The organism is Desulfuromusa ferrireducens, assembly GCF_055389805.1.
Genome location: NZ_AP042415.1, coordinates 1268939 through 1292827, shown reverse-complemented (window position 1 = coordinate 1292827; position 23889 = coordinate 1268939). Strand labels below are relative to the sequence as shown.

Sequence of the window (23889 nt, the reverse complement as noted above, 5' to 3'; positions counted from 1 at the left end):
TAAACACATTCTACCCCGAATCAGCAATGTCTCAACTCACCTCAACAGGTTAATAAGCGCTGAGCACCACTAACCAGTTGCGCGGAAAAGGTATCTAAGGGTGGCGACGCCAGATTCCAGCAGTGCCAATAGAGGTCGACCGGAAAGGCCGCCCCTGGCAGCAATTCCTCTAATTGTCCACAATTCAGCAGTGCTGCGCTCTGCCAGTCGGGCACCATGCCGTAACTGTAGCCATCGGCAATCCCCTGCAGAAATTGCTCGGGAGCAGGGATATTATGGCACGGCAACCGCGATGGCAAAGCCCCGAGGTGACGCTCAAGAAAACGGTGGTGAAGGCGATCTTTACGATTAAAAATAACCGCTGGCGCCTGCTCGGCAGCAGCCAACGACAAGCCAGCAGGAAACCAGCGGCCAATAAAGGCGGGCGTCGCCAGCAAGCGATAGTTCATTTTACCGAGGAATTCGACTCGACAACCCTGGATCGCTTTTGCCTCATTGCTGATGCAGCCGACCACCTCCCCTTCGCGCAAAAAGGCGTGGGTCTGCTCCTGATCGTCGACCCGCAGGTCGATAAGAACATCGAATTGCTGCAGCAAAGGCCGGATCGATTGCAAAAACCAACTGGCGAGACTGTCGGCATTGATGCCGATCGCCAAAGTCGTCGGGCCCTGTTCCGCCTCCGCTGTCAACTCTGCGGCTAATCCAGCTTCGAGCAATTTAACCTGCTGATAATGTTTCAACAGGGATCGGCCAGCCAGCGTTGGCTGCGGCGGTGTGGTCCGCGAAAGCAGAATCTGCCCGCTCTGATCTTCGAGCTGTCGAACCCGTTGCGATACCGCGGACTGGGTAATAAACAACACCCGTGCCGCACGCTCGAACCCACCTTCGGCAACAACCTTAGCGAACGCTTCAATCAATTTGTAATCAAGCATGCCTTGATATTAGCAGAGCTAATGACATCTAAAAACTATTAATTTTACTTTTAACAGCAGACGGCCTAATTTCCCTGCCAAGAGCTTGTTATCAGGAGGACCAAATGTTTTCGTTTTTTCAGGGGATGGGTGTTGGCGGCGGCTTGATCATTGCCATCGGCGCACAAAATGCTTTTGTTCTTTCGCAGGGGGTCCGGCGCAACTTTCCACTGCAGACCGCTGTCGTCTGCAGTTTCTGTGACGCCGCACTGATTATTGTCGGCATCAGCGGCGTCGGCAGCCTGGTTGCCAGCAGTCCGCAATTAGCAAATCTGGCGACCTGGTTCGGTGCGCTGTTCCTGCTCTGGTACGGTGGACGCTCCTTCCGCGCTGCGCTGCATGGTGGCAGCCTGACCACCACGACCGAGCGGATCGGTTCACGCCGCAAGTTACTCTGGGCAACCCTGGCGCTGACCTTCCTCAATCCACATGTCTATCTCGATACCATTGTCCTGGTCGGCAGCATCAGCGGCCAGCTGGCCCAAACCGAGCGCTACCTGTTCGGTGCGGGAGCAGTCAGCGCCTCGATTCTCTGGTTTTTCAGCCTCAGCTTCGGTGCCAGTCTGCTCGCCCCGCTGTTTCGCAAACCGCTTGCCTGGCGCTGTCTCGATGGCTTCGTCTGTCTGACCATGTGGGGCATCGCCGCTACCCTGCTCTGGCCAAAGCTACAAGCGCTGCTCTAAGCCAGCAGCCCCCCATCCGCAGCTGAAAAATCCCAAACATAGCGGTGCAAATCCAGGCGTCCAGTGCTATCGAAACAAAGCCCTTCCGCGACCAGCAGGTCTTGCTGGAGGATATTCCCTTCACCATCGGTGCGCGCGCTGACCTTGCCCTGGCTATTGATGACCCGCTGCCAAGGAACATCGTTGCCAGCCGGCAAGGCAGCCATGGCGAAGCCGACGGTACGCGCCGAACAGCCAATCAGTCCGCCGATCCGCCCGTAAGTGGAGACGTAACCGGCTGGAATCTGCCGAACCAAAGCGTAGATGCGTTGATAAAGTGGGGTTGGTCGCTGCGCTGACATTTGTTCCTCCTTAACACAGAAGCAACTGTAACCTGTTGGCGCCACAGGGGGGAAAGGTCCAGCCAATATTTAGTGAAGAAGAACCCCGCGGATCCTTTACATTGGCGCGATCCCAAGGGTACACTTCCTTACTGAATAATCACCACGGCGAGGATACCATGCAACAGGAAACAAACCAGCACCCGTTTGACGCTTTGACTCCCGATTTCATCATGGATGCCATCGAATCGCTCGGCTATCGCTGCGACTGCCGGATACTGACCCTCAATAGTTATGAAAACCGGGTCTACCAGGTCGGTATCGAGGATGCAGAACCGCTGATTGTTAAATTCTACCGCCCGCAGCGCTGGTCAAACGAACAGATTCTTGAAGAGCATCAGTTCACCGCCGAACTGGCCGGGCACGAATTGCCGGTCGTCGCTCCACTGGTTGATCAGGCCGGCAAGGTGCTGCATGATTATCAGGGCTTCCGCTTCAGCCTATATCCACGCAAAGGGGGCCATGCCCCGGAGCTGGACAATTTGGAACAGTTAAAAACGCTCGGCCTGCTGCTCGGACGGATCCACCTGGTCGGCAGCTGTCGCCCTTTTAACCTACGACCTAAACTCGACAGCCAGAGCTATGGGCACGAATGTGTCGCACTGATCAGCGAGAAGTTCATTCCGATCGAATACCGCGAATCCTATCAGAGTCTGACCCGTGACCTGCTACAGCATATTGATGAGCGCTTCGCCCAGCTCGGTTCGATCCGCAATATCCGCACCCACGGTGACTGCCATAGCGGCAACATGCTGTGGCGTGACCAAGCCCCCCATTTTGTCGATTTCGACGATTCTCGGATGGCGCCGGCCATCCAGGATTTGTGGATGCTGCTCTCCGGGGAACAGGATCAGCAACGGCGGCAGATGGATAAGATCCTCGAAGGCTATCATCAATTTAACGATTTCAACTTTCAGGAACTGCAGCTGATCGAACCGCTGCGCACGCTGCGGATGCTCCATTACAGTGCCTGGTTGGCCAAGCGCTGGGATGATCCGGCTTTTCCCCGTACCTTTCCCTGGTTTAACAGTTTGCAATACTGGGGGGAGCATATTTTGGAATTGCGCGAGCAGATGTCGGTGTTGCAGGAACCGCCGTTGAGTTTGTAGTTTATTGAAAAGGTCAAAACCTTAATACCGGCGGGTTGCGTCCCGCCAGCCGCCTTACTTTTTGTTCAAGCCAACAAAAAGTAAGCAAAAAATGGCTTTTTTATTTCTGTTGCATGGTTGCGGTAGGTTTTTTCGCCGGCACAGCAAAGCAATCCGGTTACGACTTCGATTCAGCAGAAATCGGTAAGGCCCCGGCTCGCAAGCTCACACGGGTTAAACGGAAGCGGCGGTTGTCTCTATTGTTCCGGTACTACGCGGATGAATCCTTTTGGGCTCGCTTTTTACAACCGATACCTCCCAGCCAGCTTTTCCATTGCCCCCACGGCTTCTACCGTTTAACCCGTTCGAGCGGCTTTTTGCTCGTCGGGGCCTTTCGCCCTCAGCTGCTACAAGGACAAAAACTATTTGCAGTACCGAACCACGCTCTTCACAACAGCGCCCCAAAACCTCGCGACAGCAATATAAAGGCTGCTTTCTTTTGCTTCGTTTTCTTTGCAGCCTTCCAAAGAAAATGAAGTCGGCTGTCGGGCCGAGACCCGACGACGTTGACTTAACACCGATACAATCCACCCACCTCAACGCAAAAAGGACCACCCAAACAGGCAGCCCTTTCCACAAAATAAACCACCAACAAGCCAGACTATTTCAAATTCCAGCTCGTCCCTTCACGACTATCAAGCAGCTCAATCCCCTGCGCTTCCAGCGCATCACGAATCTCATCACTGCGGGCAAAATCCTTATCCGCCCGCGCCTGCAAGCGCTGTTCGATCTGCGCTTCGATCGACTCTAAAGTGATATCGAGCTTGGCCAGTCCGGCCAACTTAACCTTCTCCAGCCAGGCAGCCGGAGCAGAATTGTAGATACCGAGCACCTCGCCAAGCTTAAGGACCGTGGTCCGTAGATCCCGCACCTGAGAGACCAGATCGGCCTTTTTGCGGAATTTCTTGGTTGCCACCAAGCGGTTCATGTTGCGCACCCCTTCGAACAGGTGGGCAATCGCCAAGGCACTGTTAAAGTCATCGTCCATCGCTTCACGGAACTTGGCTTCCAGTTCGGCGCCGGCACTACTTTCAACCTCCGCTTCGGGGACACCATCAATCGCCTGATCGGCGGTCAGCAGCGCTTCGTAGAAACGACGTAACCCTGCTTGCGATTCAATCAGGTTCTGATCGGAAAAATCGATCGGCGAACGATAGTGGGACGTCAGAATAAAGAAACGCACCACTTCCGGGTCGTAGGTTTGCAGAATGTCGCGGATGGTAAAGAAGTTGCCGAGCGACTTGCTCATCTTCTCCTGATTGACATTGACAAAACCGTTGTGCACCCAATACTTGGCAAACGGCTTGCCGGTGGCGGCCTCAGACTGGGCAATCTCGTTTTCGTGATGCGGGAAGATCAGGTCGCGACCACCGCCGTGAATATCAAAGCTGTCACCGAGCAGCGAAGAACTCATTGCCGAACACTCGATGTGCCAACCGGGACGACCGGCCCCCCACGGCGATTCCCAACTTGGTTCAGCTGGTTTGGCGGCTTTCCAAAGGGCAAAATCCATCGGATTTTCTTTTAGCTCCCCCGGGGCAATCCGCGCTCCCGCCTGCATTTCATCCATGTTGCGCTTGGAGAGTTTCAGGTAGCTGTCAAACTTATCAACCCGATAATAAACATCGCCGCCTGAGGCATAAGCCATCCCTTTATCAATCAGGGTCTGGCAGATTTCGATGATTTTGTCGATGTATTCGGTGGCGCGGGGCTGATGGGTCGGGATGGCCAGCCCCAGCGCAGCCATATCCTCATCAAAAGCGGTGATGAATTCCTCGGCCAGCTCTTTGCTATCGATGCCCCGCTCGTTGGCGCGCTTGATGATCTTGTCATCGACATCGGTATAGTTGCGCACGTAGGTGGTCTCAAACCCGGCGAACTGCAGATAGCGGAAGATGATATCGAAAACGATATTGGCGCGGGCGTGGCCGATGTGGCAGTAATCGTAAACGGTGACGCCGCAAACGTACATGCCGACCTTGCCAGGAACCAGCGGCTGAAAGTCTTCTTTTTTGCCACTGAGGGTGTTGTAAACGCGCAAACTCATATTATTTTCTCCGTAACGGATGTTGAATATTGTGTAGGGGCGATTCATGAGTCGCCCGATTTTCTTTGTACGAATTTATAGGCGGGCGACCCATGGGTCGCCCCTACTATTTCATTTTCGCCCAAGTATCGCGCAACGTCACAGCGCGATTGAAAACCGGCTGTCCCGCAGATGAATCCTTACTGTCGACGGTAAAGTAACCGACCCGCTCAAACTGGAAGGTCTCGCCCGCTTTGGCTTCCAGCAGACTCGGTTCGGCCAACGCTTCGGTGACCTGCAACGATTCGGGATTGAGGGCCGAGAGGTAGTTTTCCGCCTTGTCTGGATTTTCCTGATTGAACAAGCGGTCGTAAATCCGCACCGGGACCTTCACCGCATGACGAGCCGAGACCCAGTGGATGATCCCCTTGACCTTGCGTCCTTCTGGATTTTTACCGAGGGTGTCGAGATCGGCGGAGCATTTCAGCTCGATCACCTCGCCATTGGGATCTTTGATGAATTCATCACACTTGATGATATAACCGTTGCGCAGCCGCACTTCGCGATCAGGGCCAAGACGGAAGTATTTTTTCGGCGACGGTGGATTCTCCATAAAATCATCGCGATCGATCCACAGTTCGTTGGAAAACGGCAACACCCGGTTGCCCTGTTCTGGCTGCTGCGGGTGGTTCGGCGCTTGGAACTCTTCGACCTGATCGGCCGGATAATTGGTGATCGTCACCTTGAGCGGATTAAGCACCGCCTGACGCCGGAACGCACTTTCGTTGAGCTGCTCGCGGACGCAGCCTTCGAGCACCGACAGATCGATCCAGCTGGCGTTGCGGCCTACGCCGATCCGTTCGCAGAAACTGCGGATGGCAGCGGCCGGGTAACCACGGCGGCGCATTGCGGAGACCGTCGGCATGCGCGGATCGTCCCAGCCTTCAACATGTTTATCGTTGACCAGTTGCAACAGTTTTCGCTTGCTCATCACCGTGTAGCTGAGATTCAGGCGGGCGAACTCGATCTGCTGCGGGGCAAAGATTTCCAGCTCCTTGAGGTACCATTCGTAAAGAGGGCGGTGATCCTCAAATTCGAGGGTGCAGATCGAATGAGTCACGCCCTCGATGGAATCTTCCTGACCGTGGGCGAAATCGTACATCGGATAGATTTTCCAAGCGTCACCGGTACGATGATGATCAGCGTGCAGGATGCGGTACATGGCCGGGTCACGCAGGTTCATATTCGGCGCCGCCATGTCTATTTTCGCCCGCAGAATGTGTGATCCGTCAGGAAAGTCACCATTTTTCATCTTTTCAAACAGTTCGAGGTTTTCCTCGACACTGCGCTGGCGATAGGGACTATCGGTTCCTGGCTGGGTCAAAGTGCCACGATTGACGCGCATCTCTTCGGCGTTCTGGCTGTCAACGTAGGCTTTACCCTTTTCGATCAGCTTGATGGCCCACTGGTAAAGTTGCTCGAAATAATCGGAGGCAAACAGCGGCTGCGCGCCCCAATCGAACCCGAGCCAAGCGACATCCGCTTTGATCGCCTCGACATACTCATCCTCTTCCTTGGTCGGATTGGTATCGTCGAAGCGCAGGTTGCAGCGCCCCTTATATTCTGCGGCCAGTCCGAAATTCAAACAAATGCTCTTGGCATGACCGATGTGCAAATAACCATTCGGTTCCGGCGGAAAGCGGGTGATCACCTGATCGCGCTTGCCGGATTCGAGATCTTCATTGATGATGGTGCGGATGAAATTGGAACTACTGGCGGTTTCCGCTGTACTCATGGGGTTGTCCTCTTCCTGAGCTATGAAATAACGGCAGCGTTGACTGCCTGAATCTGTTTCTTTGCTTGCAGCAAAACCACCGCCTCAGCGGCAATCCCTTCGCTGCGCCCGGCAAAACCGAGGTTTTCGGTGGTGGTCGCTTTCACGTTGATCCGTTCGATCCCTACCTGACAATCTTCCGCTATCCGCTGGGCCATCAGCGGAATATGCGCTGCCAACTTCGGCTGCTGACAGATAATGGTGCTATCCAGATTACCGATCACGTAGCCGCCAGCCTGTGCTTTGCCAATAACATCACGCAGCAGCTTGCGACTGTCGATGCCGGCAAACTCTGCCGAGCTGTCGGGAAAATGCTTGCCGATATCGCCCAAACCTAGGGCACCGAGGATAGCGTCACAGATAGCGTGCAGCAAGACATCGGCATCGGAATGACCGAGCAGGCCGTAATGGTAGTCGATTTTAACACCGCCAAGGATCAGCTCGCGATCACTGACCAGCCGGTGAACATCATAGCCGTGGCCGATGCGCATCATGCCGATTCCTCCTGCTGCATGTCAAGAAAAGCGGCGGCAACCGGTAAATCTTCCGGGGTTGTCACCTTGATATTGCGGTAGTCGCCCGGGAGTACCGCCACCGGTACGCCATAGCGCTCCAACAGCGAGGCGTCGTCGGTGCCGAGAAACTGCTCGGCATCGGCTTGACGAAAAGCATCGGCAAGCAGTTGGTAGCGAAAGCCCTGCGGGGTCTGTGCCTGCCAGAGCCGTTTCCGCTCGGGTGTCGAACTGATCAGACCACCATCAACCTGCTTGATCGTATCTTTCACCGGAACGGCGATGATACAGGCGCCCTGCTGAGCGATCCTATCGAGCAATTGTGGCAGCAATTGGACATTAAACAAGGGCCGCGCACCGTCGTGCACCAGCACGATCCGCTCCGGTTGAGCCAAACCGTCTTCAGCTAAGGCTAAAAGCCCATTGCGCACCGAATCCTGCCGCTCGGCTCCACCGGCAACCAACCGGCGGACCTTGGTAAAACCATGCTGCGCAATAATCTGCTGCCGACAATAGTCTATTTCATCGGCTGGCAGCATCAGATAGATATGTTCGATCTGCGGATGTGCATCAAACCGGGCCAGAGTATGTGCCAGAATCGGCTTACCAGCTAGATCAAGGTACTGCTTATTGACCGAAGTGCCCATGCGGCGCCCCATTCCCGCAGCCGGAATCAGAACCGTTGCTTTCATCAGCAGACCTTATAAAGCAAAAAACAGAAGAAATTACCGCCCAAAAACAGAAAAGACCAGGTGCAATCTGCACCTGGTCCGATATTCTGCCATGTTACTAGCGATTAGTGAAAGATATTCTCCAACCGTTTCGTCACTTGATCTTCTTTTTCCCCTTCAGCCAGAGCCACTTCGGTGACCAACAGCTTGCGGGCCTGCTCGAGAACCTTCTTTTCGCCGTAGGAAAGCTCCTTGCCGGCGCTGATCTGGTAAAGATCGCGCAGCACTCCGGCGACTTCCAGCAGATCACCAGTCTTCAGCTTGTCGTTATATTCCCGCTGACGACGGCTCCAAGAGGCAATTTTACCGGGATCATTCGGCTCTGCCAGAGCATCGAAAATATTGGTGATATGTTTTTGATCAATCAAGCGACGCATGCCGACATTAGTGACATTGCCGACCGGAATCATGATCCTCATGTCACTGTCGACAATCCGCAGAACATAAAACTGCTGGCTATGCCCGGAATACTCACGTGACTCGATTTCCTCAATGACACCGACCCCCTGGGTCGGGTAAACCGCTAAATCTCCAACTTTAAACAAAATGACGCTCCTTTGCTCGAATATTGCAGAGTAGCACAAAACAGATATCCCAGTCAAATCCTAAGTCGCCATAAATGATTGATCCAAAAAAGAAAAAAGCCTTTCGATGGAAGCGCTAACTTCCCTATGCTAATATCGCTCTTTACCACGTTCACATTAGCCCTCAATCAAGGAAATTCGCGGCATGCCTGTTCTTTTGATCCTCCTGCTGCTCTGCCCCACACTCCTTTTTGCGCAACCACCGGACCTATTCAGCTTCGCGGCAAGCTTAGCGGCAGAAGCGGACCACTACCGTGCTATCACCGAATACAAGCGTTTTCTACACTATCAGCCACAAGATCCACGTGCCCCACAGGCGCAACTGGCAATTGCCCGCAGCTTAATGGTCGGCCAGCGCTGGCAGTCGAGCGACCGGGCGCTGGAAAAGGTCTGGCAGAACTACCCAAACAGCCCAGCTGCCCGGCAGGCCCACCAGCTGTACGCCGACTCGGCTTTTACACGCGAAGACTACCCAACGGCCAGAGAACGCTACCAGCAGTTGAAAAAATCGGCGCTCCAGGCTAATAGCCGCAACGATTTCCACATCGGCTTAAGCTATCTGGAGGAAGGGCGCCTAAAAGAGGCGGAGCTAAGCGTCACCCAATTGCCGGAAAAGGATGCCGAAGAGCTGCATACTGCGCTGGCAAGCTATCATCAGTTGCCGCGCAAATCTCCGCAACTGGCAGGAACCCTGTCGGCCATCCTCCCAGGCTCCGGACAACTCTACACTGAGCGACCGCAGCAAGCGGCGGTTGCCTTTGCCCTTAACGCCGCTTTTATTTACGGAGCGATCGAAGCCTGGAACAATGAGAACTACGCGGTTGCCGGCATTCTTTCCCTCTTTGAAATCGGCTGGTACGGCGGCAACATCCTATAACGCCATGAATAACGCGCACAAAATAAATCGTGACCGCGAAGAAACCCTCAAACAAAAACTCCGCCAGCGCGGCGGGCTATCACTCGGTATCCGCAATCAGGCCCCCTGGCTGCAAGCGAAGGTTAGATTTTGATGATCACCAAGAGCACAAAATTACGGATCGGCATCGTCGGGGCGGGCGCCCTCGGTCTCTACTACGGCGCCATGCTGCAACGTAGCGGCCACACTGTTTGTTTTTTACTGCGGCGAGATTTTCAAGCCATTACCAACAACGGACTGCAGATCTTTTCGGTCAATGGCGACTTCCACCTACCAGAGGTGCAGTGTTTTAACAACGCCGCACAGATCGGCAGCGTCGATCTCGTTATCGTCGGCCTGAAAACCTTTGCCAACCAGCACCTGGCAGAACTGGTTCGGCCGCTGCTCGGAGCAGAAACCGCCATCCTTACGCTGCAGAATGGTCTCGGCAATGAAGAGTTATTAGCCAAATCTTTCGGCGCCGAACGGATCCTCGGTGGGGTGGCCTTTTTGTGCAGCAATCGGGGCGAACCGGGGGTCGTCCAGCATCTCGGTGAAGGCAAAATCCGCCTCGGCGAATTTAGCGGCGCCCTCAGTGCGCGCAGTAAACAACTGGCGACAATGTTCGAAGAGGCCGCTGTGCCTTGCGAAGCAGTGGCCGATCTGCACCGCGCCCGCTGGGAGAAACTGGTCTGGAACATTCCGTTTAACGGCCTCTGCGCCCTCCTTGGTCAGGACACCACCCAACTGCTGGCAAACAAAAATGGCCGGGGATTGGTCATAAAAATAATGCAGGAGGTGATTGCCGGGGCCAATGCCCAGCGGTTGCAGGAACCGATTGACGGACCAGCCTTCATCAAGCGGATGCTGTTTTTAACCGAGCAGATGGATCACTATCAGCCAAGTATGATGATCGATCGACAGCAAGGACGACCGCTGGAGCTGGAAGCGATCTACGCCGCACCGCTGCATCTGGCCGCAGCGGCAGGGATCGAAATGCCGCGGATAAAAATGCTGCGAACCTTGCTGGAGCTGGGGGAAAACTAGAGAATATTCTTCTGTTCAGGACAGATGCTCAAAACAAGGATATTTGCACAAAACGCCCGCCTCCGTTCAGGAGGCGGGCTTTAAGCTTTAATGCTGCAGGGCAAGCAGATTAAGCAACAGGGTCACCCCTTCATCAACATAGGGATCGTCATCAATCTCTTCCTGCAGGGTCAGAGGTGTTTCCTCTTCGCCTTTTTTCTTCCCGGCCATGCCAGCACCATGGGGAGAAAGAACATCACTGCTGTCACGCAACTTCTTGCGCTCCTGCAACATGCTGCTTAACAGCAGCGACTGTTTCGTCTGCTTACGTCGCAAGCTGGCCTCTTCGGCCTCGGCAACAATCTCGCTGAAATCCTCATCCTGATCGACCCGAGCCAAGCTGAGCTTACGCAATTCGGCGACATTTTTCGGTGATTTATCCCAACGCTTATAATCAGCCGACTTGATATGATCCCAGGTCAGCGCGTTATCGAGATATTTTTCACCGCTCTCCAAGCCATCGAGCCGTGACGGCAGCACCACATCAGGAGTCACCCCTTTTTCCTGGGTAGACTCGCCGCTGATACGATAAAACTTCTGAATCGTCACCTTGACTGCACCGAGCGGCAGATACTTTTCCATGCCACGCAGATTGATGTAACGATCCAGATCGAGCAGCGCCTGCACCGTCCCTTTGCCGTGGGTGTGTTCATCACCGACGATCAACGCCCGACCGTAATCCTGTAGCGCGCCGGCAAGAATTTCCGAAGCCGAGGCACTGAAACGGTTGACCAGTACGATCATCGGCCCTTCATATTCGAGCTCGCGATCATCGTCGCGCATCACCCGAATCTTGCCATCGCCGTTACGCACCTGTACCACCGGCCCAGTCTTAATAAACAGGCCGGTAACGCTTACCGCATCACCCAAAGAGCCACCGCCATTGTTGCGCAGGTCAAGGATCAAACCGGAGATATTCTCTTTTTTCAGCCGCTTTAATTCATTGCGCAGGTCATCGGTACAGTTGCGCTTGGTCTTCCCGCTATAGTCCCGGTAGAAAGAAGGAATCTTGACGTAACCGAAGGTTTGATCGCTGTTTTTATCTTTAACCGTCGTTCCCTTGACAAAGGTTTCCGCAATCTCCACGACATCACGAACGATCGGGATTACCAAGCGGCGGCCATCCGGCTTTTTCACCGTCAACCGCACCTCGGTGCCTTTTTTGCCACGGATCAACGCCACAGCATCACGGATGCGGGTATCGGTGATCTCTTCCGGCTCATCCGCGCCCTGTGCAACCATGAGGATGATATCGTCCGCAGCCAATTGCCCCTGTCGGTAAGCAGCACTGCCGGGGATGATTTTAACCACTTTGATATAGCCATCCTCTTCACGTAGCGTTGCGCCGATCCCCTCCAGGGAGCCACTCATCTGGATGTCGAAGTCTTCCTTAGAGGTCGGCGGCAAATAACTGGTATGAGGATCAAAGGCCCGTGAAATGGCATTCAGGTAACGATCATAATGATCCTGTTGGCTCTCTTCGAGCATCCGCGCAAAAAGGCTGCTATTGCTTTTGGCGACCTTTTCCCGCGCAGTCTGCAACAGCTCCTGCTCTTTTTCGCTGTTGACCGGCAAGAGCTCTCCCTCATCATCAACGCCAACCTCGTCTTCACGCAGGTTGATATAGCGGGAGAGGATCTGGAATTTGATAATTTTTTCCCAGCGCTGCTTTAACTGCGCAACAGAGCTGACAAATTTAACCTTTTCCGGGTCGGTCTCGAAGGCCTCATCGACCTGATAATCCATTTTTTTATCAAAGATCGTTGCCGACATTTCCTCCACTTGACCAATCCGCTGGTTGAGCAGATTACGCCCGGTTTCCGGAAGAGTCAGCTGACCACGCCGAATCGAATCGTCAATCTGATCCTGAAAGGCCTTAAGCTGAGCGACATCTTCCAGCAGCAGAAAACGCTTCTGAAAATCGAGCTGCTTCAGGTACAGATCGAAAGCCGCGTGCGACAATTTGTCATCGGTCGGCTTCTGGCTGTAATGGTTGCGACTGAGTTGTTGCTGGATCATGTGGCCGAGCAAGCGCGCCCGGTTATTATCAAAGCTTTCCGCTTCCTTCGCCCAGCTCGCCGTCGGCAACAAAATAAACAACAGTAGAGCTGATAACAGAATCGATTTCGTAATACGCATATGCTCCCCAAAATCTTTCGGGATTAAGTTACCCAGTAAAATCGCACCCAGATTGGGCACGCGTCTTGTTCATCTGTGCAGTTTAACGCAAATACGGCGTCAGGTGAATCTCGCCGACATCAATTATTTCCCTCAGCCCAACTTCACGGCAGCCCGCCGCACCGATGCCAAGCAGTCCATAAAGCTCTCCCTGAACCGGCTGGCCCCGTTTCCCTTGCCGGGCGACCAGGCAATAACGCCCCGCCTCAGCTACCAGCAGGGTAAAGGAGCCGCTGTCGGAAACAGCTGCCGAACTATGCTCTGGCATGCGCCGATAATCTTGATCGCGATAGGCCAAAGCAACCGCACCCACGACCGGAGTCTTGTCTGGACCAACCAGCCGGCCATGAAACCCGGTGTCCTCTCGGCCCAAAGAAGCGCCGCGCAACAACATCGTCGCTGCCACCGGCTGCAAGCGCAGATCGATTTGTCGCACCTCGCGTTGCTGTAAAACTACCGGATTGTCCGGATAAACCGCCCACCTATCACCTGCCTGTGGTGGCCCGGCAAGAGCATCCTGCAAGCGTGATCGCGCAACCAGAAACCAGCGGCCCGGTAACAAATCAAGGAGGTAATGACCGCCACCATCAACCCTGGCAGCAAAATCGGCAGGGCCGCGAAAGCCGTCCTGCCGGGTGCGATAAGCATACACCCAGACAGCGCCTGCTGCGGCGCCGGCAACCCGGCCATAAACACCGGTTTCCGGTTGCTCATAAGCAGGGCGTATCAAGTCTGCGTTCGATCGAACGCAGCCCAACAAACAAAAAATAAGAATCGACGCGGCGATAATTTTTATTAAAGGCATTGCGTTTCCAAAAACAAGACTTAGAATTATTTAAGACAGTTTACTTCCGACCAAGCGTAGACCGCAAGGGGGAATTCCACAATCGGGAGTTGCGCATCTCAGCAATCAGGAGAATTCCTGCTAAACTGGAAATCAGTTGTCAAACTTGGCCAGACCGATCGCGGGCAGTCTGGCGTTATTCTTGGAGGGTAAAATGAACGAGCTGGAAGAATGGCAAACCAGCACCCCAACCACCGGCACCGGAGCAAATGCCTCTCGAAGGAGATTCAGTATGAATGAACAGAGGATTTATCGACGGATACCTTTCCATACGGAAGCGACAGTCAATGTCGAAGACACTTCCTACCACTGTGAACTTATCGATTTGGCTCTACAGGGCGCTTTATTCCGCTCGGAGCAGGACATCCCTCTGGATATCGGGAATCGCTGTCCGGTGACGATCGTGCTCCCTTCCTCAGACCTGACCATGAAATTCACCGGTGAATTAATCCACAAGCGCGGTCATTTTTTCGGTTTCATCTTTGTCTCTGAAGACGCGATGACGATGAGTCACTTGCGCCGATTGCTGGAACTTAACTTCGGCAATGGCGAAGAAGTCGACCGGGAGTTTCACCACTGGCTAAAACAGGGTTGATCAGATCGGTATCCGCTGCTTTCGGCAATAACTGCGCAACACCATCGCGGCCTGATTCAGCCGTGACAATTGCATGTTTTTTTCCTTATTCAGTCCTGCATCATCATTCGGCACCTGAGTCGCTCGAACCTCGCGTTGCACAATACCCAGATTAGACAGGAGTACCTTTAAGTCGGCGGGCGTGTATTTTTTTAATCCCGGAGGAGAAATACTCTGGTAACCAGCGGCGACATCTTGAGCTAATTTTTTAGGACTTCCACTAAAGGCCATCCGACAGCCCTCCCGAGAAAAAGTTATTTAGCTTTTCTTTCAACAAAAGCACGCATAAGCGACTTGCATTCCCCGGTACCCTGTGCGATCAATCGCCGCTATGGACCGTTCTGAACATCGTAAAGGATTATTACTCACCTTCACGGCCGTGCTGATTCTCAGCCCGGATGCGCTCCTCGTCCGTCTGATCCAATGCGACATCTGGACCCTGCTGTTTTGGCGCTGCCTGCTCACCAGCCTGATGATGACACTCATTCTACTGATTCGTTATCGCCAAGGCTTCTTTCAGAGTTTTCGCGCGGTCGGTCGAACCGGGCTGCTTTCAGCACTGGTGCTCTGTTGCGGCTCATTCTTTTTCGTCACCTCATTAAAGCAGACCGCAGCGGCCAACACCCTGGTTATCCTCGCCGCCACGCCGATTTTCAGCAGCCTCCTCAGTTGGCTGTTGCTGCGCGAGAAAATTCCCCGGCGGACCTGGCTGGCAATCTCGACCTGCTTCGGCGGGATACTCCTGATCTTTTCCGGAAGTTTGCAAAGCGGGTTACTGACAGGGGACCTGCTAGCTCTCGGCGCTACCTGCATGTGGGCCTGTAATCTGGTTATCCTGCGACACGGGCGGGCCGTCAACATGATCCCAGCGAACGTTATTGGCAACCTGCTGGTCGTCCCCGCAGCCCTGTTTCTCGGAGCCCAACCTCTGCAGGTCACAAGTTCCGACGCCGGCTACCTGCTGCTGCTCGGCGGACTGGTCCTGCCGGTGGCCTTTGCCATGATCACCCTCGGGCCACGTTATCTACCGGCCCCGGAAGTGAGCCTGATCCTGTTGGTCGAAACGGTTCTCGGCCCGGTCTGGGTCTGGTTGATACTGGCAGAAGTTCCTCACCCGACGACTTTGATTGCCGGATTATTGATCCTCGGCACCCTGACCTGCCACACTCTGCTCAGCATGCAGGCGACGCGGCAGGTTCTCGCAGACAAAAACCATTAAGTAGTCTTCAAGGCAGTTCAAGGGCTTGAAAAACGCTGTCGATAAACGGTCGGTGAAACACCGACAATCTGTTTAAACAAGCGCCGGAAAGAACTGACATCAGCATAGCCAACTGCCTGAGTAATCACTTCCAGCGTCTGCTTGCTGCCAGCTAACTGTCGTTTTGCTTGCTCGATGCGCTGCCGTTGCAAGTATTCCAGTGGGGCGTCACCAGTTGCTTTACGGAAGCGGCGCAAAAAAGTTCTTTCATTCAAGCCGGAAAGAACCGCTAATTCCTTAATCACAACCTTGCCGCGATAATGACTATCGAGCCATTGCTGGACCTTGAGAATTGGGCTATCGCCGTGATTTTTACGCCCACGGAAATTGACAAAAGGGGCTTGTTCTCGGCGGCTGTTGTCGATCAACATCATCCGCGCGCAGGCTTTGGCCAACGGAAGCGAGCCGAATTTTTCCACCAGATACAGGGCCAGATCCTGATGGGCGCTGGTACCACCGGCACACAGATAACTGTCCCCATCGATAAGCAACCGATCAATCTGCAAATCAACCCGAGGGTAGCGTTGCCGGAAGCGTTCCGCCAGCTGCCAATGGGTGGTCGCCGGATGGCCATCAAGCAAGCCCGCTTCGGCAAGCAAAAACGCCCCAGAGCAGGCACTGGCAATAATGGCCCCGCGCTGGGCCTGCTGCCGTAACCAGTCGATGAGCACCGGTTGCTCCAGCAATCGATCCGGCCGCCCCATGATCCCCGGAACCACAATCAGATCCGCATCCTGACAATCACTCAACGCGCGTTTGGGTATCACTGGCATCCGGTTGAAACTGGTCACCGGACCCCCGCCCGCAGTCACTATTTCAAACTGGCAAAAAGGTTCTTTTGTCTGCGACTGCAGACGTCGATGCTCCCAGTTGGCAATGGTGAACAAATCAAGCTGAGCAGCGATTCCAGACAACAGGCAATTATCGTAAGCCATCATGGCGATTTTAAGCATTTATTATCCTTTCGACATTTTCATGCGATTATAGTCACAATTATCATCATTTTCAATCGATAAAGCCTCTCGTAAAAATATAACCCAACGATCCACATGACTATTATCGCATCAACATGCATCTTTTCATCTCGTCACTGAAATAGGCCAATGCCCGCAACCGCCCGCGCAGCACGCGATAGAGGGGTTGAGTTGTGTGCTTTAAAAACTCAGGGATTTGGTTTGCCGAGTGGCAAGGGGACTTAATTAAATAGCGGAGAAATCCTGCCAAGCCGCTGTGCCGCCTGCATAATTGATTGCAGGAGGCAAGCCGGACAACTCATGTACAGTCCAGGCGTACGCAGAACGGATCCCACCGGTGCAGTAATAGACCACCGTTTTTTGCGGATCAATCCGATGCTGTTTCAACAACCTGACCAGCTGACTCTTCGAAATGGGGATACGATCCTGACCTTGGTAAAAGTTTGTCCAATTGATGTGAACAGATCCAGGAATTGCAAAAAACATTCTTTCGAAAAATGAACGGGTGTCGATAATTTGTACCCGCCCCTGCGCCGCAACAAGCTCCTCAGTGGCCATCCCGGCTGCTGGCGTTAAAGACGGATGATAGTCGACGGGGCTAGCGACCTGAGTGGGCGGTTGCGTCGCAAGAGGAAGATGGTTTTTACTCCAGGCCTGTACCCCACCTTCGAGAAGAAATATCTGCCCCTTATGTCCAAGAGCCTTCAACAGCCAACAGACCCAGCCCTCACCTCCCAGACTGGACCCGGCGTCGCCATAAACCACAACCGTAGCTTGCTCGCTGATACCAATCCGACCCAAGCGGTTGGCGATAATCTCGAGAGTAAACCCCTTAACCTCAACGGCAGGGAAGTCATCCCAATACAGCGGCACTGATTGCGGGATATGGCCCCGTTGCCACTCCGAAAGAGGACGCGCGTCAATAATGATCGGCACCGGTGTAAGCGTTGCCAGCGCTTGCGGCGTAAGCAGTCGAATCGGGGAAACCGCCGCCGCATCGATAACGCATAGAGGGCTAATCGATAAAAATACGGCACAAAAGAAATATAGCAGGGACCTGAAGGGGAGAGTCATCCTCTACTCACACAACGAATCGGAACAAAACTAAAGAAACCAGCTATCGAAAACCGTGCTGATCGGCTGCCAATAGCTGGTCAAAAATCAATCGAGCAGCGCAACCGGGTAGTCAGCGCCTTTCCAGGCAAAGATTCCACCCGAATAGCGATAAACGTTTTTATAGCCGAGCGTCTTGGCCCAGAGGGCTCCATTGTGGCTGCGGGTACACTTTACAAACCCGCAGTAAACAACAATAACCCGCTCTTTATCCGCTCCGAGTAATTGTGCAAAATCCTGCAACGATTTTCCCGCCGTCTCATTGGCATCCCAGTTATCCATATCGGGAATCGGAAATAGGAATTGTTTTGCGCCAGGAATATGGGCTTTTTTGTAGCTATCTTCGTACGGCATGGTGTCAACAATCAGCAATTGCTTGCCATCATCCTGCCACTTTTTAAGCTCCTCGGTGGTCACCAAATCATAGCCACCGCGCTGAACCTCGCGGGCCAGCTTAACCGCTTGTTTTTCAATCTTTACTTCTGCCTCGAACTTGTTGTCCCAACTGAATGCCGGGCTGGCGCTGAACACCAGTGCAACGAGCAGAATCAATCGGCTGGAGTAACGATTCAACATTCCTTAAACCTCCTTAAGTGGGCAATTGACTTATCCATGGCTTTGTCCGTGGATAAGTCAATCGATTAAAAAAACGCCAGAGATACTGATAAACAATGACTGCCAATAAAAACAGATCGCGAATCAATGAGCCGCGAAGGTCATGAAACGCCCGTGCCTCTGGGTCATTCGGTCCGAAGCAACCGCAATCGACGTCCAAACCGAGAGATACGCCATAAGCAAGCACCGCCATAAACAGCAGCAACAGCAAAGTGATGATCAGCAAGGAACCTCTTTTTTCGAACAGCAACCCGACCCCGGCGATAAGCTCTGCAACAATCAACAGGATGGCCACGGGATAAAGTAACGGACCGGGAAGCAACCCGAATGCGCCAATTGTCTCGGCAAAAAAGTCCGGATTGATCGTCTTGGTGAGGCCCGACCAGATAAAAACTGCCGCCAAGCCAAAACGGCCGAACAGATACAACCAGGCAGCCATTTTCGTCCGCAGGACAAAATCACCAGAAAGATGTCGCCAGCAGCTGACCACAAATACACACTCCTTCGCGAGGAAATTCCCCGACGGAGTTTCCGCTTTTTAGAGCGCTTGCGCAAATGGATAATTTCGATATTTACGATGACATAGATTAGTTTTTTCGATAGGAGTAAAATCTAGCTCTAGCTGGCGGACATGCATAAACAAGCTCGAGAGCGTGAGGATCTGGCATTTGCATGATATCCACCTATAATGGGAGGATGAAATGGATCTCTCGCTGCTTCATCGCAGCCCTCGTACTTTCAACCTTGGGACTGCCAGTCTATGCAGGAGTGCAGATCTCCGTCGCTGGCGATCTGGATCCCGATCACTACATCATGATCAAAACCGATCTCGTCAACTCTGGACTGCGCGGCAGCCAGCACGACACCATCGGCATCTCTTTTCTTCAGTCCGGCCAGACAGAGAATCTAACCGTGCTGGGAACTTTGCCACGGCTCTTTAATAAGGTCACTGCCCTGGCTCTGCACCCCGCCTACTATTTAGCTTCCGCCAGCGCAAAAACAGCCCCGCCCTTGCTGCGCAAAGTTATCCTACCGCCGCTCAAACCGCAAAGTTGGAAACAATTGCTAACCACAGCAGAGCCGTTACGTGAGGGTATGGTCGGCATAACAGCCGCTACTGTGAATGATCACTTTCGCCTGATTCTGCGCGAGTATCTGCCCGCTTTCGACCGGGCAGCAATACCGGAGGATCTCCGCCAGCACCTGCCACGGCTACGCGAGCTGGCCACCTTTGCCCAGACCCCGCAGGCATCGCAAAACAGCTTGCAGAACAGGCGTGTCACTCCTGGCGACAAAAACCGCAACGTCACATCGGTAAAAAATATTGCAGGACAAGAACTGATTCAACTCCAACGCCGCTTGCAGGAAATTGAGGCTTGGCTGGCCGTCGATCAACAGCGCCGCCGGCCAATGCACGACTGGATCGAAAACTACCATAAGCCGAGTTATGTCTTGCGCCAGATCATGCAGAAAAGCGACCGCCAAAAGGTCTTCCAGATGCTGCGACAAAGCCAAACATCGAGTTACTTCAGCCAGCACAGCTGGATCAATAAAGAGACCGGGGTTAAATTCTCTTTCTCCCTGGAAAACAAAACCGGCAACAGCAGTAATCCAGGCTATCGCAGCAGATTAATAACCGATCTGAATCCACGCCTCGGCCTGCAAGGCAATACTGCTTACCTGCGCAAATGCTTCCCTAATTTTGTCAAAATCGAAAAAATAGGTTGGCAACTCAAATAGTCTCGCCCGCTACGGCATCTAAAGTGTCATTTAAGACAAACCCATTCTGAGTTCTTAGATTATTCAGCCCGTACGACTGCTGTTTTCTTGAAATCTTCCGTCAACTTGCCTACCCTGTGAACGCTTTAAATTATCGCCATTCGGGAGTTCCCTTTTGTTAAACCTGACCGACTTTCTCCAATTCAGCTTTTCTGGCCTGACCAGTGGTGCCATCTATGCCCTGATTGCCCTCGGTTTCTGCGTCGTCAACAACACCATGGGGATCGTCAATTTCGTTCAGGTCGACTTTGTTTCCCTCGGCGGTATGCTGATGTTTTCCGCCCTGTTCGCCGCCGGCCTGCCGATGATTCCAGGCCTGCTGCTGGCGGTCGCCGGGGTCGCCCTGGTGGCTATGCTGGTCGAGCGTTTCGGTCTGCGCCCGGCCCGCTCCAATAATCATCTGGTACTGATTTTTCTCACCGTCGGCCTTTCGATCATCCTGCGCGGGTTCATCAAGTTGATCTGGGGTACTAACCGCATGGCACTGCCGCCGTTGACCGCGGATGAGCCGGTCCATATTCTCGGTGCCACGGTCCTGCCGCAGGCGCTGTGGATTCTACTGCTAACGATCATTGCCATCGCCCTGCTGATGTGGTTCTTCTACCGCACCTCCTTGGGCCTGTCGATGCGCGCCGTCGCCAGTAATCCGACAGCAGCGGCGATAGTCGGCATCCCGGCCGGACGGGTACGTCTGACCAGCTACGCCATCGCCGGCGCTCTCGGTGGTCTGGCCGGAGTCTTGGTTACACCGATCACCACGCTGAATTACGATGTCGGTGTACTGCTCGGCCTGAAAGGCTTCGCCGCTGCTATTCTTGGCGGTTTTGGTTCCTTTCCCGGTGCAATCCTCGGTGGTCTTGGCCTCGGTCTGCTCGAATCACTCTCGGCTGGCTATATCTCCAGTGCCTATAAAGATGTGGTCGCTTTTGTCGTGTTGCTACTGGTTTTGTTTGTCCGCCCGAAAGGGCTTTTAGGAAAATAGAGGAAATTGTAGGGGCGACCCGCTGGGTCGCCTCGGGCGAGGCACCGCCTCGCCCCTACATGTGAATTGCGCAAGGAAATATATGAACGATAACATCAAACTCCTCATGGGTAACGAAGCGATCGGTCAGGGACTGATCGAAGCCGGATGCCAGATTGCCACCGCTTACCCCGGCACCCCCTCAACAGAGATCCTGCAGGCGGTCATCGATCACCAGCAGCGCGCGGTCGAACCGTTGCATATCGAATGGTCGGTCAACGAAAAAATCGCCTTCGAAGTCGCTCTGGCTGCCAGCTACACCGGTAAGCGCTCAGTGGCGGTGATGAAGCAGGTCGGCCTGAACGTCGCCGCCGATCCCTTCATGCGCACCGCCTATATCGGCGTCAAAGGCGGCATGCTGACCATCGTCGCTGACGATCCGGGTCCGCACAGCTCGCAGAACGAGCAGGACACCCGCCTGTTCTGCTTGCAGGCACGGGTACCAGTCATCGATCCGGCCAGTCCGGCCGAAGCCAAACAGCTGATTCCGGCGGCCTTTGAGCTGTCAGAGAAATATGAACTGAACATCGTCCTGCGGCCAACTACCCGCATCTGTCATTCACGGCAGAACGTGCCCTTGGGCGAACCGGTCAAACTGGAGCGCAGCGCCGATTTCCAGAAAAACCCAACCCGCTGGGCGGCAACCCCGGCCTTTTTGCCGGCGCTGCACCGCAAGCTCAACGCCAATCTGGAAAAGATCGCCACCGAACCGGCCTGGCAACCGCGCCTGAATAAAGGGGACAACAGCAGACCGCGCACCGCGCTGGTTGCCTCAGGCATCGTCTACGGTCATCTGGTCGACCTGCTCGAAGAGCTGGGACTAAACGGTCAAATCGATCTTTATCAGGTGCTGATGCCCTACCCGCTCAATCCGGACTTTGCCAAGCAGCTGCGCAACGACTACGACCGGGTTTTGGTATTGGAAGAAACCTATCCGGTGATTGAACTACAGATGGCCCACCCCGGCGTGGTCGGCAAACAGGATGGGACCGTACCACGCGAAGGCGAGCTGACCCCGGATGTCATTCACCAGGTGCTGGCCGATTTTCTTGAGCTGGAGCAACCAGAAGAACCGGCCGCCGAACGCCGTGGCCAGCGGCCGTCACTCTGTCCCGGTTGTCCACACCGCGCAGCTTTTTACAGCATCAAGAAATGCTTCCCGAAGGGGATCTTCCCCTCCGATATTGGCTGCTACACCCTCGGTATGAATCTTGGCGCAGTCAACACCGTGCACTGCATGGGTGCCTGTATCAGCCAGGGAGCCGGTTTTTATCAGGCCTACCAGCAGGATGGCGAAGTACCAACGATCGTCGTTACCATTGGCGACTCGACCTTCTTCCACGCCGGTATTCCAGCGCTGATCAATGCCGTCATCCAGCAGGCACGGATCATCATCGTCATTCTCGATAACGCCACCACCGCCATGACCGGCGGCCAACCGGTGCCGCACATGGGACTGGCGGCTAGCGGCAAAGCGACCAAGGCGATCGCCATCGAACCGCTGGTCAAAGCCAGTGGCGTCGAGTTTCTGCAGACCTGCGACCCCTATGATGCGGACGCTTTTGAAACTCTGCTCATGCAGGCCGATGACTACACCCGCAGTGCTGACGGCGGCGTGGCGGTGCTTATCTCGCGTCACGGTTGCATCATGGACCCGAGCGTGCGCAAGGCGCAGGACACGGCAATCATCAAAATCAACGACAAATGCGTCGGCTGCCGCAAATGCGTCGATGCCTTCGAATGCCCAGCGCTGATGATGGATGGCGAAAGCAATATGGCGGTGATCGATCAGGACCGCTGTATCGGCTGCGGTACCTGCATTCCGGTTTGCCCGGTCGATGCGATTATCAAGGAGGAGAAGTGATGAAACAGCAGATCATCGTCAGTGGTCTCGGCGGCCAAGGGGTGCTGTTTCTCACCCGGGTGATCGCCCAGGTGGCGGTTAACCGGCAACTGCCCGTCCTGACCTCGGAAACCCACGGCATGGCACAGCGAGGCGGAACGGTTCTTTCCACCATCAAGATCGGCGACTTCGCCAGCCCCCTGATCCGCACCGGCCAAGCCGATCTCGGCCTGCTGCTCTGGGAAGCCAATCTGCCGGTGCACCGTTCGCTGCTCAAAGAAGACGGTAACCTGCTGATCAGTGCCGATAAAGATGGCGAAGGTGAGCGAATCGACGCTGCTAAAATTGCCCGCGAGCTGGGTAACGCTGTCCTGTCGAATCTGGTGCTGCTCGGTTTGGCGGTTAAACAACAGGCGCTGTTCTGTAGTGCTGATGATTGCGAAACGGCTATCAAGCAGTTAGCGCCAAAGAAGTTTGTTGAGCAGAACCTGGAAGCCTTTCAAAAGGGTTTGAATAGTTAACTCCCCCTCTGGATTCCGCCGGAGTGGAATAATCGTTTCATGAGTTTTTCCGAGAGGTTGAGCGCAGCGAATGGGAGCGGTCCCTAAATCGATTATGGAACGGAGGTTCCCGCGCAGCGGGCGGAAACAGTGGGGCGGCTTCTTTTGGTTACTTATTCTGGGCCGCGCCAGAAAAGTAACTCGCCTGCCGGGGCGAATCCCGGCGATTTGAGATTTTATCGTGCAGAGAGAACAAGACCGCGGGGTGGCACCCCCGCAC

Annotated in this window: 24 protein-coding genes; 10 read left to right on the top strand and 14 right to left on the bottom strand. The window is 54.2% G+C overall.

The genetic code is table 11. The annotated features are described in order from the left end of the window. Nucleotides 1–41: 41 nt before the first annotated feature. On the bottom strand, nucleotides 42–932 hold the full coding sequence (locus ACZ5PT_RS05920; RefSeq protein WP_464265884.1) for a LysR family transcriptional regulator ArgP: 891 nt from the start codon (nucleotides 930–932) through the stop codon (nucleotides 42–44). 104 nt (nucleotides 933–1036) lie between these two features. On the opposite strand from ACZ5PT_RS05920, the gene ACZ5PT_RS05915 reads away from it, so the two are divergent. Then, nucleotides 1037–1654, top strand: coding sequence for a LysE/ArgO family amino acid transporter (locus tag ACZ5PT_RS05915; protein WP_464265883.1), 618 nt, complete (start codon nucleotides 1037–1039; stop codon nucleotides 1652–1654). Here the strand turns inward: ACZ5PT_RS05915 and ACZ5PT_RS05910 are convergent. Next, nucleotides 1651–1995: an MGMT family protein gene (locus ACZ5PT_RS05910; RefSeq protein WP_464265882.1), complete on the bottom strand. Its 345-nt coding sequence runs from the start codon at nucleotides 1993–1995 to the stop codon at nucleotides 1651–1653. The genes ACZ5PT_RS05915 and ACZ5PT_RS05910 overlap by 4 nt on opposite strands. Before the next feature lie 158 nt (nucleotides 1996–2153). Between ACZ5PT_RS05910 and ACZ5PT_RS05905 the strand changes: the two genes are divergently transcribed. Further along, nucleotides 2154–3143, top strand: coding sequence for a serine/threonine protein kinase (locus ACZ5PT_RS05905; RefSeq protein WP_464265881.1), 990 nt, complete (start codon nucleotides 2154–2156; stop codon nucleotides 3141–3143). A 640-nt stretch (nucleotides 3144–3783) separates the two neighbouring features. On the opposite strand, the gene cysS is transcribed toward ACZ5PT_RS05905, so the two are convergent. The 5 genes from cysS to ACZ5PT_RS05880 all read right to left on the bottom strand — a co-directional run bounded on the left by cysS (nucleotide 3784) and on the right by ACZ5PT_RS05880 (nucleotide 8830). Further along, entirely contained in the window at nucleotides 3784–5229 is a 1446-nt protein-coding gene (gene cysS / locus ACZ5PT_RS05900) for a cysteine--tRNA ligase (RefSeq protein ID WP_464265880.1), read from the bottom strand. A 106-nt stretch (nucleotides 5230–5335) separates the two neighbouring features. Beyond that, complete coding sequence (locus ACZ5PT_RS05895) at nucleotides 5336–7003, bottom strand: glutamine--tRNA ligase/YqeY domain fusion protein (RefSeq protein ID WP_464265879.1); 1668 nt, start codon at nucleotides 7001–7003, stop codon at nucleotides 5336–5338. Nucleotides 7004–7023: 20 nt separating this feature from the next. Beyond that, nucleotides 7024–7533: a 2-C-methyl-D-erythritol 2,4-cyclodiphosphate synthase gene (gene ispF, locus ACZ5PT_RS05890; RefSeq protein WP_464266712.1), complete on the bottom strand. Its 510-nt coding sequence runs from the start codon at nucleotides 7531–7533 to the stop codon at nucleotides 7024–7026. Further along, nucleotides 7533–8246, bottom strand: coding sequence for a 2-C-methyl-D-erythritol 4-phosphate cytidylyltransferase (gene ispD / locus ACZ5PT_RS05885; protein ID WP_464265878.1), 714 nt, complete (start codon nucleotides 8244–8246; stop codon nucleotides 7533–7535). The genes ispF and ispD overlap by 1 nt, the downstream gene beginning before the upstream one ends. Before the next feature lie 104 nt (nucleotides 8247–8350). Then, a complete protein-coding gene (locus ACZ5PT_RS05880) occupies nucleotides 8351–8830 on the bottom strand; it encodes a CarD family transcriptional regulator (protein ID WP_464265877.1) in 480 nt (159 codons plus the stop codon). Between the two features lie 184 nt (nucleotides 8831–9014). Between ACZ5PT_RS05880 and ACZ5PT_RS05875 the strand changes: the two genes are divergently transcribed. After that, nucleotides 9015–9746 (top strand): tetratricopeptide repeat protein, encoded by a 732-nt coding sequence (locus ACZ5PT_RS05875; RefSeq protein WP_464265876.1) that lies wholly within the window; start codon nucleotides 9015–9017, stop codon nucleotides 9744–9746. Nucleotides 9747–9878: 132 nt separating this feature from the next. Next, complete coding sequence (locus tag ACZ5PT_RS05870) at nucleotides 9879–10811, top strand: putative 2-dehydropantoate 2-reductase (RefSeq protein WP_464265875.1); 933 nt, start codon at nucleotides 9879–9881, stop codon at nucleotides 10809–10811. 87 nt (nucleotides 10812–10898) lie between these two features. On the opposite strand, the gene ACZ5PT_RS05865 is transcribed toward ACZ5PT_RS05870, so the two are convergent. Both ACZ5PT_RS05865 and ACZ5PT_RS05860 read right to left on the bottom strand, forming a co-directional pair. Continuing rightward, the gene (locus ACZ5PT_RS05865; RefSeq protein WP_464265874.1) at nucleotides 10899–12989 is read right to left on the bottom strand and encodes a carboxy terminal-processing peptidase; all 2091 of its coding nucleotides are present in this window, start codon (nucleotides 12987–12989) and stop codon (nucleotides 10899–10901) included. Nucleotides 12990–13071: 82 nt separating this feature from the next. Beyond that, nucleotides 13072–13833: a hypothetical protein gene (locus tag ACZ5PT_RS05860; protein ID WP_464265873.1), complete on the bottom strand. Its 762-nt coding sequence runs from the start codon at nucleotides 13831–13833 to the stop codon at nucleotides 13072–13074. 193 nt (nucleotides 13834–14026) lie between these two features. Between ACZ5PT_RS05860 and ACZ5PT_RS05855 the strand changes: the two genes are divergently transcribed. Then, complete coding sequence (locus ACZ5PT_RS05855) at nucleotides 14027–14467, top strand: PilZ domain-containing protein (RefSeq protein ID WP_464265872.1); 441 nt, start codon at nucleotides 14027–14029, stop codon at nucleotides 14465–14467. Here ACZ5PT_RS05855 and ACZ5PT_RS05850 read toward each other — a convergent pair whose 3' ends face one another. Continuing rightward, nucleotides 14468–14737 carry a hypothetical protein gene (locus ACZ5PT_RS05850; protein ID WP_464265871.1) on the bottom strand — a complete coding sequence of 90 codons (270 nt, stop codon included), beginning with the start codon at nucleotides 14735–14737 and terminating at the stop codon, nucleotides 14468–14470. A gap of 100 nt (nucleotides 14738–14837) precedes the next feature. Here ACZ5PT_RS05850 and ACZ5PT_RS05845 point away from each other — a divergent pair, with 100 nt between their 5' ends. Next, on the top strand, nucleotides 14838–15725 hold the full coding sequence (locus tag ACZ5PT_RS05845) for a DMT family transporter (RefSeq protein ID WP_464265870.1): 888 nt from the start codon (nucleotides 14838–14840) through the stop codon (nucleotides 15723–15725). A gap of 17 nt (nucleotides 15726–15742) precedes the next feature. On the opposite strand, the gene ACZ5PT_RS05840 is transcribed toward ACZ5PT_RS05845, so the two are convergent. The 4 genes from ACZ5PT_RS05840 to ACZ5PT_RS05825 form a co-directional block, all read right to left on the bottom strand. Then, complete coding sequence (locus ACZ5PT_RS05840) at nucleotides 15743–16717, bottom strand: GlxA family transcriptional regulator (RefSeq protein WP_464265869.1); 975 nt, start codon at nucleotides 16715–16717, stop codon at nucleotides 15743–15745. A gap of 246 nt (nucleotides 16718–16963) precedes the next feature. Beyond that, entirely contained in the window at nucleotides 16964–17812 is an 849-nt protein-coding gene (locus ACZ5PT_RS05835; RefSeq protein ID WP_464265868.1) for a sulfurtransferase, read from the bottom strand. An 87-nt stretch (nucleotides 17813–17899) separates the two neighbouring features. Next, complete coding sequence (locus ACZ5PT_RS05830; protein WP_464265867.1) at nucleotides 17900–18427, bottom strand: rhodanese-like domain-containing protein; 528 nt, start codon at nucleotides 18425–18427, stop codon at nucleotides 17900–17902. Between the two features lie 13 nt (nucleotides 18428–18440). After that, a complete protein-coding gene (locus tag ACZ5PT_RS05825) occupies nucleotides 18441–18956 on the bottom strand; it encodes a DoxX family protein (protein WP_464265866.1) in 516 nt (171 codons plus the stop codon). A 206-nt stretch (nucleotides 18957–19162) separates the two neighbouring features. On the opposite strand from ACZ5PT_RS05825, the gene ACZ5PT_RS05820 reads away from it, so the two are divergent. From ACZ5PT_RS05820 to ACZ5PT_RS05805, 4 genes are all read left to right on the top strand, one after another. Next, a complete protein-coding gene (locus ACZ5PT_RS05820; RefSeq protein ID WP_464265865.1) occupies nucleotides 19163–20206 on the top strand; it encodes a hypothetical protein in 1044 nt (347 codons plus the stop codon). A 154-nt stretch (nucleotides 20207–20360) separates the two neighbouring features. Further along, a complete protein-coding gene (locus tag ACZ5PT_RS05815) occupies nucleotides 20361–21227 on the top strand; it encodes a branched-chain amino acid ABC transporter permease (RefSeq protein WP_464265864.1) in 867 nt (288 codons plus the stop codon). 82 nt (nucleotides 21228–21309) lie between these two features. Continuing rightward, the gene (gene iorA, locus ACZ5PT_RS05810) at nucleotides 21310–23130 is read left to right on the top strand and encodes an indolepyruvate ferredoxin oxidoreductase subunit alpha (RefSeq protein ID WP_464265863.1); all 1821 of its coding nucleotides are present in this window, start codon (nucleotides 21310–21312) and stop codon (nucleotides 23128–23130) included. Next, a complete protein-coding gene (locus ACZ5PT_RS05805) occupies nucleotides 23130–23630 on the top strand; it encodes a 2-oxoacid:acceptor oxidoreductase family protein (RefSeq protein WP_464265862.1) in 501 nt (166 codons plus the stop codon). The genes iorA and ACZ5PT_RS05805 overlap by 1 nt, the downstream gene beginning before the upstream one ends. The last annotated feature ends 259 nt before the right edge of the window (nucleotides 23631–23889 follow it).

Coding starts and splice junctions, on each gene's coding strand:
- ACZ5PT_RS05920 (WP_464265884.1), bottom strand. CDS start 932: ATGCTTGATTACAAATTGATTGAAGCGTTCGCTAAGGTTGTTGCCGAA.
- ACZ5PT_RS05915 (WP_464265883.1), top strand. CDS start 1,037: ATGTTTTCGTTTTTTCAGGGGATGGGTGTTGGCGGCGGCTTGATCATT.
- ACZ5PT_RS05910 (WP_464265882.1), bottom strand. CDS start 1,995: ATGTCAGCGCAGCGACCAACCCCACTTTATCAACGCATCTACGCTTTG.
- ACZ5PT_RS05905 (WP_464265881.1), top strand. CDS start 2,154: ATGCAACAGGAAACAAACCAGCACCCGTTTGACGCTTTGACTCCCGAT.
- cysS (WP_464265880.1), bottom strand. CDS start 5,229: ATGAGTTTGCGCGTTTACAACACCCTCAGTGGCAAAAAAGAAGACTTT.
- ACZ5PT_RS05895 (WP_464265879.1), bottom strand. CDS start 7,003: ATGAGTACAGCGGAAACCGCCAGTAGTTCCAATTTCATCCGCACCATC.
- ispF (WP_464266712.1), bottom strand. CDS start 7,533: ATGCGCATCGGCCACGGCTATGATGTTCACCGGCTGGTCAGTGATCGC.
- ispD (WP_464265878.1), bottom strand. CDS start 8,246: ATGAAAGCAACGGTTCTGATTCCGGCTGCGGGAATGGGGCGCCGCATG.
- ACZ5PT_RS05875 (WP_464265876.1), top strand. CDS start 9,015: ATGCCTGTTCTTTTGATCCTCCTGCTGCTCTGCCCCACACTCCTTTTT.
- ACZ5PT_RS05870 (WP_464265875.1), top strand. CDS start 9,879: ATGATCACCAAGAGCACAAAATTACGGATCGGCATCGTCGGGGCGGGC.
- ACZ5PT_RS05865 (WP_464265874.1), bottom strand. CDS start 12,989: ATGCGTATTACGAAATCGATTCTGTTATCAGCTCTACTGTTGTTTATT.
- ACZ5PT_RS05860 (WP_464265873.1), bottom strand. CDS start 13,833: ATGCCTTTAATAAAAATTATCGCCGCGTCGATTCTTATTTTTTGTTTG.
- ACZ5PT_RS05855 (WP_464265872.1), top strand. CDS start 14,027: ATGAACGAGCTGGAAGAATGGCAAACCAGCACCCCAACCACCGGCACC.
- ACZ5PT_RS05850 (WP_464265871.1), bottom strand. CDS start 14,737: ATGGCCTTTAGTGGAAGTCCTAAAAAATTAGCTCAAGATGTCGCCGCT.
- ACZ5PT_RS05845 (WP_464265870.1), top strand. CDS start 14,838: ATGGACCGTTCTGAACATCGTAAAGGATTATTACTCACCTTCACGGCC.
- ACZ5PT_RS05840 (WP_464265869.1), bottom strand. CDS start 16,717: ATGCTTAAAATCGCCATGATGGCTTACGATAATTGCCTGTTGTCTGGA.
- ACZ5PT_RS05835 (WP_464265868.1), bottom strand. CDS start 17,812: ATGACTCTCCCCTTCAGGTCCCTGCTATATTTCTTTTGTGCCGTATTT.
- ACZ5PT_RS05830 (WP_464265867.1), bottom strand. CDS start 18,427: ATGTTGAATCGTTACTCCAGCCGATTGATTCTGCTCGTTGCACTGGTG.
- ACZ5PT_RS05820 (WP_464265865.1), top strand. CDS start 19,163: ATGAAATGGATCTCTCGCTGCTTCATCGCAGCCCTCGTACTTTCAACC.
- iorA (WP_464265863.1), top strand. CDS start 21,310: ATGAACGATAACATCAAACTCCTCATGGGTAACGAAGCGATCGGTCAG.
- ACZ5PT_RS05805 (WP_464265862.1), top strand. CDS start 23,130: ATGAAACAGCAGATCATCGTCAGTGGTCTCGGCGGCCAAGGGGTGCTG.